The 16,304-nt window shown below is 73.4% G+C and carries 1 protein-coding gene (cut by a window edge); it reads left to right on the top strand.

Annotated elements, in window-relative coordinates:
* The first annotated feature begins 44 nt into the window (after positions 1 to 44).
* A protein-coding gene (locus tag MMA15_RS10585) for an SDR family NAD(P)-dependent oxidoreductase (protein WP_241058854.1) crosses the window boundary here: on the top strand, positions 45 to 16,304 show its 5' portion. Its footprint extends 9,258 nt past the window's final position; 16,260 of the gene's 25,518 nt are visible here — the first part of the coding sequence; the start codon lies at positions 45 to 47; its stop codon lies beyond the right edge, outside the window.

Genomic DNA, 16,304 nt, shown 5'->3' with positions numbered 1-16,304 from the left:
CAGCGAGCGGCACTGCCGCCCCGTGACCAGGAACGGATCCCACAGTGAGTCGAAACATCCTGCGTGTGCCCGCGTGGCGAGACGAGCCCGCGCGCGGGCAGGCAGCACCGGCGGGGGTCAGGCGGCTGGCCGTCCTCTGCGACGTCGCGGACGCGGACCTGGCCGAACTTCGCCGCCGCTCACCCCACCTCTCCGTCGCCCGCGTAGAGAGCCGGGACGACGGGCCCGCCGTGGCCTATGAGCACGCGGCGACCCGGCTGCTCGCCGAACTACAGCGGCTGATGGGCCGCCCGTCGGCGGGGCCGTGCCGCGTGCAGCTCGTCTGCCGTGAGGCCACGCCGTACGGCTATGCGGGCCTGCTCGGCATGCTGCGTACCGCCGCGCAGGAGGAGCCTCGACTCCACGGCCAGCTCGTCGAGTTCGACGAACTGCCCGGCGGTTCGGAGCTGGCCCGCGTTCTGGACGAGGAGGCGGCGGAGCGGGCGGACCATGTGCGGCGCAGCGGCACCCGGCGGCAGGTGCGGCACTGGACCGCCGCCGAACCCGCGCAGGGGCCCGCGCCCGTGTGGCGGCCCGGCGGCGTCTATCTGATCAGCGGCGGCGCAGGTGGTCTGGGACGGCTGCTCGCCGCCGACGTACGCAGGCACGCACCCGGCGCCGTGACCGTCGTATGCGGACGTAGCGCACCGGGGGAGAAGACGGGGGCGGCGCGGCGGGACGGCGAGTACGAGTACCGCCGCGTCGACGTCGCCGACCCGGCGGCGGTGGCCGCGCTCGTCGACGGCGTCGTACGCACCCACGGCAGGCTCGACGGAGTCGTGCACGCGGCGGGGCTGCTTCACGACGACTACGTGATCCGCGCCTCCCACCAGGACACACAGCGCGTACTGGCACCGAAGACGGCCGGTCTGGTCAACCTCGACGAGGCCACACGCGATCTGCCGCTGGACTTCCTGGTGGCCTTCTCCTCCGGCGCCGGGGCGCTGGGCAACCCCGGTCAGGCCGGTTACGCCGCCGCCAACGGCTTCCTCGACGCCTATCAGACCCGTCGCGCCGCGCTGACCGACGCGGGCGAGCGCCACGGCGTGAGCCTGTCCGTCGGCTGGCCGCTGTGGCGGGACGGCGGGATGACCGTGCCGGACGAGGAACTGCCCTCGGTCACCGAGCGGTTCGGCCGCCCGCTGACGACGGACACGGCGCTCACGGCACTGCACGGCGCGCTCGCCCTCGGCACATCGCATGTCCTGGTGAGGGACGCGGACGACGCAGACGCACCCGGGTCCCGCGGCGACGGCGGGAAAGAAGAGGGAACTGCCGCTGTGGAACCGCCCGTCGGGCCGCAGGGTGCCGCCGAGACCCCTGCCGGGGAGCTGCGTGCCCGCGTGCTGCCCCTGCTGAAGCAGCTCGTCGCCGAGACCGTGCGGCTGGAGGCGGCCGAGCTGGACGCCGCCGCGCCGCTGGACGGCTTCGGCATCGACTCGCTCGCCGTCACCCGGCTCAACCGGCGCTTCGCCCGCTGGTTCGGGGCGCTGCCCAAGACGCTGCTGTACCAGTACCCGACGCTCCACGACCTGGCCGGGCACCTTGCCGACCACGACCCGCAGGGCTGCCGCCGCTGGCTCGCCGAAGCCTCGTCCGCATCGGCGCCACCTGCCGCGTCGGCACCGGCACGGCAGCGTTCCGACGCCGAACGCAAGCCCCGGGCAACGACGCCGCCTCGCGTACCGCGCAGGGCGCCCGCACGCCGCACCCACGACGCCGACGAGCCCATCGCCGTCATCGGTCTGCACGGCCGCTACCCCGACGCCACCACCCTCGACGCCTTCTGGGAGAACCTGCGTACGGGCCGGGACAGCGTCACGGAGATCCCCGCCGAACGCTGGTCCCTGGACGGCTTCTTCGAGCCGGACGTGGAGCGTGCGGTGCGGGAGGGCGCGAGTTACAGCAAGTGGGGCGCGTTCCTGGACGGGTTCGCACGGTTCGACGCGCTGTTCTTCGGGGTCGCCCCGCGTGAGGCCGCCGACATGGACCCGCAGGAGCGGCTGTTCGTCGAGAGCGCGTGGTCCGTGCTGGAGGACGCGGGCTACACGCGGCGGCGCCTCGCCGAGCAACACGGCTCCCGCGTAGGGGTGTTCGCCGGGATCACCAAGACCGGCTTCGACCGGCACCGGCACTCGCACGGGCAGCGTGCGGCGGACGGTGCGCCGCCCGCCTCACCCCGCACCTCGTTCGGCTCGCTGGCCAACCGCGTCTCCTACCTGCTCGATCTGCGTGGCCCCAGCATGCCCGTCGACACCATGTGCTCGGCGTCCCTGACGGCCGTCCACGAGGCGTGTGAGCACCTGCGGCACGGCGCGTGCGAACTGGCCATCGCGGGCGGCGTCAACCTCTATCTGCACCCGTCGAACTATGTGGAGCTGTGCCGTTCGCGGATGCTCGCCGACGGAGGCCGCTGCCGCAGCTTCGGCGCGGGCGGCGACGGCTTCGTACCGGGCGAGGGCGTGGGCACGGTGCTGCTGAAGCCCCTGTCGAGGGCGGAAGCCGACGGCGACCCCGTGCACGCCGTGATCCTCGGCTCGGCCGTCAACCACGGCGGACGCACCAACGGCTACACCGTGCCCAATCCGCGCGCACAGGCGGAGCTGATACGCGAGGCGCTGGACCGCGCGGGCCTGTCCGCCTCCGACGTCTCCTGCATCGAGGCGCACGGCACGGGCACCGCGCTGGGCGACCCCGTAGAGATCGACGGCCTCACGCAGGCGTTCGCGGACCGGGCGGAGAAGTCGCCGCCGTGCGCGCTCAGTTCGGTGAAGTCCAACATCGGACATCTGGAGGCCGCCGCGGGCATCGCGGGCCTCACGAAGGTCGTGCTTCAGCTACGGCACGGCGAGCTGGCGCCGACGCTGCACGCGGAAACCCCCAACCCCGACATCGACTTCGGCTCCGTGCCCTTCGCGCTCCAGACATCGGCGGCGCCATGGGAGCGGCCCGGACGGGACACTCCCCGTATCGCGGGCCTGTCGTCGTTCGGCGCGGGCGGTGCGAACGCCCATGTGATCGTCGCCGAGTACGAGGGCGCGGCTTCCGGAGACACCGCACCGGCCAACGCACCGGCCCGGGCCTTGGACGCGCCGGAGCGCCCCGTGCTGCTGCCGCTGTCCGCCAGGACGCCGGAGGATCTGCGGGCCCGCGCCGAACAGTTGGCGCAGTGGCTCGACTCCCGCGACACCGCCGCTGTCGATCTGACATCGGTCGCGGCGACGCTCCAGACGGGCCGTGAGGCCATGGACGAGCGACTGTGCTGTGTGGCGAAGACACCCGCGGCCTGGCTCGATCAGCTACGTGCCTTCCTCGCCGCACCCGACGGCGAAGGGCCATGGCACCGGGGCCGGGTGCGGGCGACCGGAGAGGCACTGGCCGCACTGGCCGCGAAGGACGGACTCCAGGCGCTCGTCGCCGGTTGGATCGCCCGTGGCGACTGGGCGGAGCTGGCCGCGTTCTGGGCAAAGGGAATGCCGCTGGACTGGAGCCGTCTGTACGCCGGGGGACGGATGCCCGCACGGGTGCATCTGCCCCAGTACCCGTTCGCCGGGCGGGAGTTCTGGCCCGGCCCGGTGGACCTTCGGGCGGACGCCACAGCGGACACTGGCACGGACACTGGCACGGACGCGGGCACGGACGCGGATGCGCTCACGGGCGCGGACGCGGGCACGGGTACGGCGGCCGCGGGGCACGTTCGTAGCGTCGTGAACGCGCCCTCGCCGGAGGCGACTTCGCCGGGTGCTCCCTCTCCGGAGGCGGCCGGTGGCGTCCAGGTCCGGGCCGCGACGCCGCAGGAGACCGCCGCCCACGTCGAGCGGGTACTGCGTGGCGCGCTCGGCGAGGCCCTTCAGATGCCGCCCGAGGAGATCGACCCGCGCCGCCCCTTCGCGGACTACGGCCTGGACTCCATCCTCGGCGTCCATCTCGTCAACACCCTCAACAGCGCACTGGAGTTGGACACCGCGCCGGGCGGCGGCCTGGAGACCACCGACCTCTTCGACCACGGCACCGCAGAGCGGCTGCGGACGTTCCTCGTCGAGACGTACGCCGAGACCTGCGCGGACGCCGTCGGCGCCCGCGCCGTGCCGCAGCCTCCGTCCACGCAGACCCGTACCGCACCGCGGCAGGCCCCGGTCGCGGCCCCGGTCGCGGCCCCGGTCGCGGCCCGGACTCCGGCCCCGGCCCCGGCTCCCGCTTCGCCCCCGGCGGACGACGCCGTCGCCGTCGTCGGCATGGCCGCACGCTATGCCGACGCCGAGGACCCGCGCGCCCTGTGGGACCGCCTGCTGGCGGGCGACGACCTCGTCGAGCCCGTCACACGCTGGGAGTTGGGCGACGAGGTCACATGCCGCCACGGCAGCTTCGTACACGACATGGACCGCTTCGACCCCGTCTTCTTCGCCATCTCCGGCGTCGAGGCCGCCCATATGGACCCGCAGCAGCGGGTGTTCCTGGAGCAGTGCTGGAACGCACTTGAGGACGCCGGTTATACGGGCGAGCGGCTGAGCAACCGCAACTGCGGCGTATACGTGGGCTGTTACGCGGGCGACTACTACGACAGCCTCGGCGACCGCGCACCCGCCCAGGCACTGTGGGGCACCATGGGCTCGGTCGTGGCGTCCCGCATCGCCTACCAGCTCGACCTGAAGGGCCCCGCCCTCACCACCGACACCTCCTGCTCCAGCTCACTGGTCTCCCTCCATCTGGCCTGCCGCGACCTGCTCACGGGCGCCGCCGACATGGCCCTCGCGGGAGGCGTCTTCCTCCAGACCACGCCTCGGCTCTACGAGGCCGCGAGCCGCGCCGGGATGCTCTCGGCCACCGGCCGCTGCCACAGCTTCGACTCCCGCGCAGACGGCTTCGTGCCCGGTGAGGGCGCGGGCGCCGTAGTGCTGAAGCGGCTCTCCGAGGCGCTGCGCGACGGCGACCACGTCTACGGAGTCGTCCGCGGCACCGGCATCAACCAGGACGGCACCACCAACGGCATCACCGCACCCAGCGCCGCCTCGCAGGAGGCGCTGCTGCGCGAGGTGCACGCCGGGATCGCCCCCGGCGGGGTGCAGCTCGTCGAGGCGCACGGCACCGGGACGCAGCTCGGCGACCCGATCGAATTCCGCGCTCTCAGCCGGGTGTTCGCGGACGCACCGGCCGGCAGCGTGGTACTGGGTTCGGTGAAGACCAACCTGGGGCACACCCAGTTCGCCGCGGGCATCGCCGGTGTCGTGAAGGCACTGCTGGCGCTGGAGCACCGGCGCATACCGCCGTCGCTGCACTTCGCCGAGGCCAACGAGCGGGTGGCGCTGGACGGCAGCCCCTTCACCGTCACCACCACCGCACAGTCCTGGCCGGCGCCCGCCGAAGGACCGCGCAGGGCGGCCGTCAGCTCCTTCGGTGCCAGCGGCACCAACGCACATGTGGTGCTGGAGGAGCACCGTTCGGCCCCGGCGGGCATGGAGCCGGGCGGCGAGTTCGCGTTCCTGCTGTCGGCCCGGACACCGGCGGCGCTACGGGCGGTCGCCCGGCGCCTGCTGGCGAGGATCGAACGCGAGCCGGACCTGCCCGCAGGGGCGGTGGCCTACAGCCTCGCCGCCGGGCGCGTTCACTTCGCACACCGGCTGGCCGTCGTCGCCGACGGCCTGCCCGAACTCGCCTCCCATCTGGACGCCTGGCTCGCCGACACGGCCGTCGACTCCGGCTCCGGCACCGGCTCCGGCACGGCTGTCCCCACCGTCACCACTGGCCCGTCCGGCACGGCGTCCCCCGTCGCCGTCGTCGCCGGCGAGGCCGACCACGCGGTGCTGCAAGGTGTGGCGGGCAGCGGCTCCCCCGCGTTCGGTGAGGTTCGCGGCGTCGCGCCCGCCGAGCTGGCCGCGGCCTATGTGCGCGGTGCCGACGGCCCGTTCGCCGAGAGCTTCCCGCCCGCGGCGCGCCGTCAGGTGTCCCTTCCCACGTATCCCTTCGAGCGGCAGCGCTACTGGGCCGACGCCCCCGACTCGGGCTCGCGCAGCGCCGGTTCGCAGCCCGGTGCCGGTCCACGGCCCCGCCTCGATTCACAGCCCGGCGGGCCCCGCACCGCGTATCGCGAACGGCTCACGGGCGAGGAGTTCTTCCTCGCCGACCACCATGTCGGCGGCCGTGCGGTGCTGCCCGGCGTGCTGACGCTGGAGACGGTGCGACGCGCGATCACCGGCGAGAACGCAATCGGCACCGACGTCACCACCGGCACTGCCCATAGCGCGGCCTCGGGATCTGCCCACGTCCCCGTGGGACTGCGTGACATCGTCTGGCCCACGCCCTTCCCCGTAGGCCGGGACGGCGCGGAACTCAGCGTCGACCTCGACGGCGACGCCTTCTCCATACGACGCGACGGCACGTCCGTACATGCGCGGGGACGCTGGACGACCTCCACAACTCCCCCCGTAGCCACGTCACTTGAGGCCCTGCGGAACCGCTGCACACGGCGGACGCTGACGCGCCGGCAGTGCCGGGAGGCGCTGGAGGCCGTCGGTATCCGGCACGGCGAGCGGCTGCGCGCGATCGAGGACCTGTCGATAGGCGACGGTGAGGTACTGGCACGGCTGGTGCTGCCCGAGGCGGCGGAGACCGGTGCGTTCGGTCTGCACCCGGCGATGCTCGACAGCGCCATCCAGGCCGTCGTCGGACTCTACGGAGACGCCACCGGCGCCCTCAGCGAACGCCCGGACGCCCCCGCCCTGCCGTTCGCGCTGGACGCCGCGGACGTCCTCGCCCCCACCACCGAGCACATGTGGGCCCATCTGCGCTGGTCGGACGGTTACGCACCCGATGCGGGGAGCAACGTCACCAAGGCCGACATCGACCTCTACGACGACGAGGGACGGCTGTGCGTAAGCCTGCGCGGCTACGCCTCACGCCGGGCCGCTACCGGTGCCCGTGCCGATGCCGATGCCGGGACATCTCCCTCCGCCGGGGCCCGTACCGACCGGGGCGACGCTCCCCGCGCGCAGCTTCTCGCACCGGTCTGGGACGCGCTGCCGCACGCCCCGTCGCCCCGCTGGCCGGCGCCCGGGTCACGCGTCGTGCTGCTCGGCGGCACCCAGGACGAACGGGACGGTCTGCGCCGCCACTTCGCGGACGCCACCGTCCTCGATGACGCCGCGACCCGTGACGCCTCGGCGGAGCGGCTTGCCGAGCTGCTGCCTTCCGGCGTCGATCATGTCTTCTGGCTCGCGCCCGCCGATCCCGCCGATCCCGCCGAACCCGCCGCTCCCAACGAAGAGGCTGCCCCTGCGGTCGCTCCCGGGCTCGACTCCCCTCAGCACAGCCGTACTTCGGGCGCCCTCGCGGTCTTCCGCCTCGTCAAGGCGCTGCTCGCGGACGGCGCGGACGCCAGGGAGCTGGGCTTCACCGCCGTCACCCGCCAGGCCCGGCTGCTGCCCGGCGACACGGACTGCGACGCGTCACACGCCGGGGTGCACGGGCTGCTCGGCACGCTCGCCAAGGAGTACCCGCACTGGCGGGTGAGGGCCGCCGACATCGAACGGGACGCCCCCGCCCCGTGGGCCGGCCTGCTCACGCTGCCCGCGGACCCGCGCGGTGAGGCGCTGGCCCGGCGCCACGGCGAGTGGTACCGGCAGCGGCTGCTCGAAGTGACCGTCCCCGACGCGGAGTCGGCTTCGCAGGCCGGGCCCGCACCGGCCGCGCTGCGCGAGCCGGGCGGCGTCGTCGTGGCCGTAGGCGGCGCCGGCGGCATCGGCACCGTATGGACAGAGCACATGATGCGCCGTCACGGCGCACGGGTGGTGTGGATCGGCCGCCGCGCCCACGACGCCGCGATCGCCTCACGTCAGGACGCTCTCGCCCGCTACGGCTCGCGCCCGGAGTACATACAGGCGGACGCGACCGACCGGCAGGCGCTCTCGCGTGCCGTCGAGGAGATCGCGCGGCGCTTCGGGCCCGTGCGAGGCGTGCTGCACACCGCGATCGTCCTCGGTGACCAGAGTCTCGCCAGGATGGACGAGGAAGGGTTCCGCACCACCTACGAGGCCAAGGCCGAGGTGTCGGTCAACATGGCGGCGGCCTTCGCGGGGCAGCCCCTGGAGTTCGTCGCGTTCTTCTCCTCGATGCAGGCGTTCTTCAAGGCGCCCGGACAGGCCAACTACGCGGCGGGCTGCACCTTTTCCGACGCGTGGGCCGAGCAGCTCTCCACCGCGCTCGACTGCCCCGTGAAGGTCATGAGCTGGGGCTACTGGGCGGGCGTCGGCATCGTCACCGCCGACGGCTACCGGCAGCGCATGGCACAACTCGGCCTGGGCTCCATCGAACCCGAAGAGGGCATGGCCGCCTTCGAGGCTCTGCTGGCCTCCCCGTACCGGCAGCTCGCACTGCTCAAGGCGGCGAACAGCCGCAGCATCGACGGCATTTACGGCGACGACGAGCTGAGGCACCTTCCGGCCGCCGCGCCCTCGCTGGCCGCCCCCCTGCGGGAGGGCCGCCCCGACCGGCGCGCGGAGATCGAGCGGCTGCGGGAGCGTGCCGACGGCCACGCGGGCGTGATGCACGACGCCCTCGTACGCATCACCTGGGCGCTGCTGGCGTCGCTGGGCCTCTTCCGCGACGGGCGCGCGGCCACCGCCGCCGAATGGCGTGCGGTCGGCGGCATCGAGGAGCGCTACCGGCGCTGGACGGAACACACCCTGGACGTGCTGACCGGCGCCGGATGTCTGCGCCGTGAAGGGGACGAGGAGGACCCGGACCGCATCCGGTACGCGGCCGTCGACCCCCGGCCCGTCGACACCGGGGAAGCATGGGCCGACTGGGACCGGGAACGGGACCGCTGGCTCGCCGACGAGGCCAAGCACGCACAGGCCGTCCTGGTCGACACGACGCTGCGGGAGCTGACCGGCATCCTCACCGGCCGCCGCCCCGCCACGGACGTGATGTTCCCCAACGCCTCGCTGCGACTGGTGGAGGCCGTCTACAAGAACAATCCGGTCGCCGACTACTTCAACGACGTACTCGCCGACACCCTCGTCTCCTATCTGGAACACCGGCTGCGGCGGGAGCCGTCCGCGCGGCTGCGCATCCTGGAGATCGGCGCCGGGACCGGTGGCACCAGCTCCGTGGTGTTCCGGCGTCTGCGGCCGCTGGCCCGGCACATCGAGAAGTACACCTACACCGACATCTCCAAGGCGTTCCTGCTGCACGCACGGCGCGAGTACGGGCAGATCGCCCCGTATCTCGACGGACAGCTCTTCGACGCGGAGAAGCCGCTCGACGGACAGCCGGTCGCCGTCGGCGAGCACGACGTCGTGATCGCCACCAACGTGCTGCACGCGACCGGCAACATCCGCAACACCCTGCGCAACGCGAAGGCCGCGGCCCGTACGAACGGACTGCTGCTGCTGAACGAGCTGAGCGACAACATCCTCTTCAGCCACCTCACCTTCGGCCTCCTCGACGGCTGGTGGCTCTACGACGACCCGGCGCCGCGCATCGCGGGATCGCCCGGACTGGCACCGGGGGACTGGTGCCGAGTGCTGGAAGAGGTGGGCTTCCGGGGTGCGTTCGTCGCCGCCGAGGGCGCCGACGACCTCGGCCAGCAGGTGATCGTGGCGGAGAGCGACGGGGCCGTGCGGCAGCCGAGGCCCGGTGGCGAGTCCGCGTTCCGTGGGGTCCTGCCGGAGGCGGGGGTCGCCGCGGCGAGCGGCCCGGCCGCCTCGACTGCGGGGGCCGCGGGGGCGGTCGAGGCTCCCGTTGCGTCCGGGAGCGCCGAGGTCTCCGTCCCGTCCGGCGGTGCGGACCTGGCATCACGAGTGACGGGACCGGCCCGCGACCTCTTCCGGGGGCTCGTGGCGGACGTGCTGCAACTGCCCGTCGGCGACATCCGGGCCGACGTGCCCTTCGAGCGCTACGGCATCGACTCGATCCTCGTCGTCCAGCTCACCGACGCCGTACGCAAGGTCCTCGACGGTGTCGGCAGCACCCTCTTCTTCGAAGTACGCACGGTGGACGGCCTCGTGGAGCACTTCCTCCGCACACAGCCGGACGCACTCGCCGCACTGGTCGGCGCGACCGGCACGGAGACAGGTACGGAGCCGACGAGTACGCAGCCCGTGACCGCCCAGCCGACGAGCACGGAGCCCGTGCCCGCCCAGCCGACGAGCACGGAGCCCACGAGCACGGAGCCGACGCGTACCGGGCCGGAGCACGCCGAGCGCGAGCGCGTCGAGCCGGAGGCCGCCCAACCCGCGCTCTCCGCCGAGGAGTTCACCGCCGCGCAGCCCAACTCGCGGCCTGTCGCGCCGCAGCCCCATGGCGCACCTGCCGCACCGGCGTACGACAACGGCACGGACACCCCCATAGCCGTGGTCGGCATGGCCGGGCGCTACCCAGGCGCCCCTGACCTGGACGCCTTCTGGGAGAACCTGCTCGCGGGGCGCGACAGCGTCACCGAGATCCCCCGCGACCGCTGGGACCACGGCCGTTACTACGACGAGCGGCGCGGCGTGCCCGGGAAGACGTACAGCAAGTGGGGCGGATTCCTCGACGGCGTCGACGAGTTCGACCCGCTCTTCTTCGGCATCTCGCCGAAGGCGGCCTCCACCATGGACCCGCAGGAGCGGCTGTTCCTCCAGTGCGCCTGGACGGCTCTGGAGGACGCGGGCCACACAAGGGCCTCGCTGCGTGCCGCCTCACGAGCCCGCCTTCCCGAAGACGCAGGCGACATCGGGGTGTTCGTGGGCGCGATGTACACCGAGTACCAGCTCTACGGCGCGGAGCAGGGCGTACGAGGCGAACCCGTCGTGGTGCCCGGCAGTCTCGCCTCCATCGCCAACCGTCTCTCGTACTTCCTCGACGCCTCCGGGCCGAGCGTCGCCGTGGACACGATGTGCGCCTCGGCGCTCACCGCCGTACACCTCGCCTGTGCCGCCATCCGGCGCGGCGAGTGCGCCTCCGCCGTGGCGGGAGGCGTGAACCTGTCGCTGCACCCGGGCAAGTATCTGATGATCGGCGAGGGGCAGTTCGCCTCCTCCGACGGACGCTGCCGCAGCTTCGGGGAGGGCGGCGACGGCTATGTGCCCGGAGAGGGAGTCGGAGCAGTCCTGCTGCGCCCGCTCGCCGACGCCGTCGCCGACGGCGACCGCGTACTCGGCGTGATCCGCGGCAGCGCCGTCAACCACGGCGGGCACACTCACGGCTTCACCGTCCCCAATCCCCTCGCCCAGGCGGCCGTGATCCGGGGCGCGTGGCGCAGGTCCGGCGTCGACCCGCGCGACATCGGCTGCATCGAGGCGCACGGCACGGGCACCGCGCTGGGCGACCCCATCGAGATCGCCGGACTGAGCGCCGCCTTCGGCGAGTTCACCGGCGACCGCGACTTCTGCTCCCTCGGCTCCGCCAAGTCCAACGTCGGCCATCTGGAGTCGGCGGCAGGAGTCGCGGGACTGGCGAAGATGCTGCTCCAGATGCGGCACGGCACGTTCGTACCGACGCTGCACGCCGAACGCACCAACCCCGAAATCGACTTCGGCGCAGGCCCGTTCGTGCTCCAGCGGGAGGCGGCGCCCTGGCCGCGCCGTGGGGAGCGGCCACGCCTCGGCGGCATCTCCGCGTTCGGTGCGGGCGGTTCCAACGCTCATCTGCTGGTCGAGGAGTACGTGCCGCCGTCCGGGCCGGAACCGCGCGCCGGCGCCTGCGGACCAGTCGTCGTGGTGCTCTCCGCGCGGGACGGTGAGCGGCTGCGGGAGTACGCCGGGCGTCTGCGGGACGCGCTGCGCTCCGGTGAGTGGAACGACGCCGACCTGCCGGACATCGCCTACACGCTCCAGGTCGGGCGTGAGGCGATGAGTGCCCGGTTCGCCGTCGTGGTGAGCGGCCTGTCCGCCCTCGTCGACGCTCTCGACGCCTGCGCGCGTGGCGGCGACCTTCCGCGGGGAGCCCGTACGCGGACCGGCGGCGCGCCGGGCGGACTGGCCCAAGACCTCGCGGACGACGAGGAGTTTAAGGAGACGGTCGTGCGCTGGATGCGGCGCGGGAAGCTGGCGCCGCTCGCCGAGGCATGGGTCGACGGCCTCGATGTGGACTGGGCGCGTGGCTACGAAGGGCCACGGCCGCGCAAGGTCGGCCTGCCGGGCTACCCGTTCGCAAGGGAGAGGTACTGGTGGGACGACGGCCTGGCGGAGGCCGGGAGCGAGGCCGTCGCCGGGGGCGTGTCCGCGCCAGGGGAGGTGCCCCCGGCGCCGCTCCCGTCCCGGGACCGGGCGGTGAGCGGGGACTCCGCAGGTACGTCCCAGGAGTCGCAGCCGCGTGAACTGCCCGCCGGGGACGTCATGTTGCATCCGGTCTGGGAGCCGGTCGGACGGCTGAGCGCAGCCCCCTTCCCGGCCACGGGCGGGCGAGTCCTCACGGTCGGCCTGGAGCCCGGCGCCCGCGCCGCCCTCGCCGCCTGCGGGTACGGCGTGGAGACGCCAGGGGAGCCGGACACGAACGGCATCGGCGGCCTCTCCATGCCGGAACTCCGCCGGGAGCTGGCAGCAGTGGGCCCGGTCGACCACGTCGTCATGCGGTTCCCGACGCCCGCAGCTCACGGTACGCGGCAGCACATCCAGGCCCAACGCACCGTCGTACGCGCCCTGTTCCGACTGCTCAAGGCGCTGCACTCGGACGGCGAGCACGGCACGCCCGGCGCTCACCGCGCGGACCGCGAACACGGCGCGGACGGGCGGCAGTTCGGCGTGACCCTGCTGACGCACGACGCGTTCGACCCGGACCGTACCGGCGGAGCCGACCCGGCACAGGCCGCACTGCACGGTCTGCTCGGCGGCCTCGCCAAGGAGCAGCCGTACTGGCGTATCCGCGCGGTTGACCTGACCGACGGCGAGCCCTTCCTACCCGAAGAGGTCTTCGCGCTGCCCGCCGACCGTCGCGCGCACCCCCTCGCCCGCCGGGGCGGCCAGTGGCTGTGCCGGAGGCTGCTGCCGGTGGACGGCCCACGGCCCGCCCTCATGGACGCGGCACCGCAGGCGTCGCAGGCCCCGCAGGCGTCGGAGACACCGCAGACACCGCAGACACCGCAGGCTCCGACTCCCGCTCCGCACGCCGGTTTCCGCAAGGGCGGCGTCTACGTGCTGATCGGCGGCGCCGGCGACCTCGGCACCGTACTCAGCGAGCATCTGCTGCGCCGCCATGACGCACGTGTGGTGTGGGTGGGCCGCCGCACGGAGGACGAGTCGATAAGGGCGAAGGCCGCCCGACTCGCCGCTGACACGGGCGGACAGGCGCCCCGGTATCTGTCCGCCGACGCCACCGACCCGGATGCGCTCGCCCGCGTAAGGGATCAAGTCACCAGCCGGCACGGGCGAATCGACGGCGTGGTGCATCTGGCGATGGTCTTCAGCCACACGCTCCTGGCCGAGATGAGCGAGCCCGAGCTGGAGGCGGCCCTCGCCGCCAAGGCCGGCCCGACCATGCACTTCGCCGACGTCTTCGCAGGCCGGGGACTCGACTTCGTTCTTCTGGTCTCCTCGCTCGTCAGCTTCATCCGCAACTCCCACCAGGCGCACTACGCGGCGGCCTGCGCCCTGGAGGACGCCCGCGCACCCGAGTTGGGCCGTGCACTGGGCTGCCCCGTGAAGGTCGTCAACTGGGGTTACTGGGGCAACGTCACCGACGAAGTCCTGCGCGGAGTGACGGGCATGGGGCTCGCGCCGATCGAGCCCGCCTCGGCCATGGAGGCACTGGAGTCGCTGCTCGACGGCCCCCTGGACCAGATCGGCTTCATGCGGCTCGGACGGCCGCTGCCCGTCGAGGGCGTGATCGCCGGGGAGGCGCTCAACGCCCTTCCCGGCGCCGGGACTTCGCGTTACAACGAGGCTTCCGCCGACGGGGCAGCAGCACCGGCCCGCGTGACGCCTGCCGCACTCGTGCCGCTGCCCGCCGAACTCGCGGAGCACCACGCCGGTCCCGTGCCCGGTGAGATCGACGCCCTGCTCTGCCGCGTCGTCGCGGCCGAACTGCGCCGTGCGGGTCTCCACCGGCCCGAACCCGACGGCTTCGGCGCGCAACGCGCGGGCGTGGGCGCGGACTTGGCGACGGCCAGGGGGGCGGAGCGGTCCCCAGGCGGGGCCCGGAACGCGCCCGTGCCCGTCGACGGCGAGCGGTTCGGAGGCTGGCTCGCCGCCACCCTGCGTGCCCTGCGCGAGCACCGCCTGATCGAGCCCGGCGGCGGCTGGAGCGCCCACGCCCCGGCCGCGGCCGACGCCGCCTCCTGCCTGGCGGAGTGGGAGCGCAACGCGGAGCGCTGGGCGTCGTCCCACTCCGACCTGCGGGCCCCCATGGCGCTGCTGGCCCGTACGCTGCCCGCCCTCGCGGACATCCTGCACGGCAGGGTCCCGGCGACCGATGTGCTCTTCCCCGAGGGCTCGTTCTCCCTGGTGGAGGGCGTCTACCGGGACAACGCGGTCGCCTCGCACTTCAACGACGTGCTCGCCGGGCAGGTGGCCGCCTTCCTGCGGGGCCGCAGGCAGACGGACCCCGGGGCGCGGCTTCGCGTACTGGAGATCGGCGCGGGCACCGGCGGCACCACAGGCCCCGTGCTCGAACGGCTGGAGAACGAGGGCGTCGACGTCGCCGAGTACTGCTTCACCGACCTCTCCGTGGCCTTCCTCCAGCGTGCCGAGGACACCTTCGGGGCAGAGCGCGACCATCTGACGTACCGCGTGCTCGACGTGTCGCGTGCCCCGCAGCCGCAGGGCTTCGACGCCGGAACGTACGACGTGGTGATCGCGGCCAACGTCCTGCACGCCACGGACGACGTCCGCACCGCGCTGCGGCACTCGAAGGCGCTGCTGCGCGGCGGCGGAATGCTGGCGCTCAACGAGATCAGCGGCTTCTACCTCGTCAACCACCTCACCTTCGGCCTGCTGGACGGCTGGTGGCTCTACGGCGACGCGGAGCTGCGGGTGCCGGGCAGCCCCGCGCTCTCCCCGGAGAGCTGGCGCCGAGTGCTGGTGCAGGAGGGCTTCACCGGCGTAGACGACCCGGCGCGGGACGCCCTGGCACTGGGTCAGCAGATCGTCGTCGCACACAGCGACGGACTGGCCCGCGGGCCGTTGAAGGGTCGTACGCCGACGGGCGTGCCCGACACGGCGGAGACCTCGGCGACTTACGCGGCGGACACGGCGAAGGCACCCGGCACCGCGAGCGCACCGGTCACGGCCTGCGTAACGGACGCGGCCCACGCCACCGACACGTCTCACGCGCCCGGCGCGGCCGAGGCACCCGACTCGGCGGAGGCGCCCGGCGACGCGGGCCTCGGCGCCGTGGCGGACGTCGTCGAGGCGGAGCTGGCGGACGCCCTGAGGCTCCCGGCCGAACGCATCGACCGGGGCGGGGCGTTCGCCGACGTGGGGCTCGACTCGATCGTCGGCGCACGGTTCGTGCAGCGCCTCAACCAGGAGCTGGGCCTGGAACTGCTGACGACGGTGATCTTCGACTACCGGAGCGTGGACGAACTGGCGGCCCACATAGTGCGGGACCACCGGCCGACTCTTCCGCTGTCCGAGCCCGAGCCCGAGCCCGAGCCCGGGCCCGAGCCCGAGTCCGAGCAGGAGTCCGAGCAGGAGTCCGAGCAGGAGCAGGAGCAGGAAGAGGAACGGGGACGAGGACAGGGACGGGGAAAGGAAGAGGGACGGGGACAGGAGCCGGACCCCCGCACCGAGCCGGAGCCCCAGCATGAGCCCGACCCGTCGCCGGGACCGGCCCCCGTCGCGGACACCGCGATCCTCACCGCAGGCCCGTACGGCCCCCGCAGCCGCGAACCGATCGCCATCGTCGGCGTCAGCGGCCGCTTCGCGGAGTCCGACGACCTCGACGCCCTGTGGCGCCACCTGTCGGCAGGCGACGACCTCGTGAAGCCGATCGACCGCTGGGACCTCTCGGCCTACGACGATGCCGAACTGACCTGCCGCCACGGCAGTTTCCTCGACGGCATCGACGAGTTCGACGCGCGGTTCTTCAAGCTGTCGGGCCGTGAAGCGGCCTACACCGATCCGCAGCAGAGGCTCTTCCTCGAAGAGGCATGGGCGGCCCTGGAGGACGCCGGCCACGCCGGAGCCTCGTCCGACGGCATGCGGTGCGGCGTCTACGTCGGCTGCACCGGCGGCGACTACACCGACCACTTCGAGGACGCGCCGCCCGCACAGGCCGTCTGGGGCAACGCCCCCTCGATCGTGCCCGCCCGCATCGCCTACCACCTCAATCTCCAGGGCCCCGCCATCGCC

Source organism: Streptomyces marispadix, from assembly GCF_022524345.1.
In the GTDB taxonomy this organism is placed as follows: Bacteria; Actinomycetota; Actinomycetes; order Streptomycetales; family Streptomycetaceae; genus Streptomyces; species Streptomyces marispadix.
Note: the sequence above shows the minus strand (reverse complement) of the source record. Positions and strands in the feature narration are given on the sequence as shown.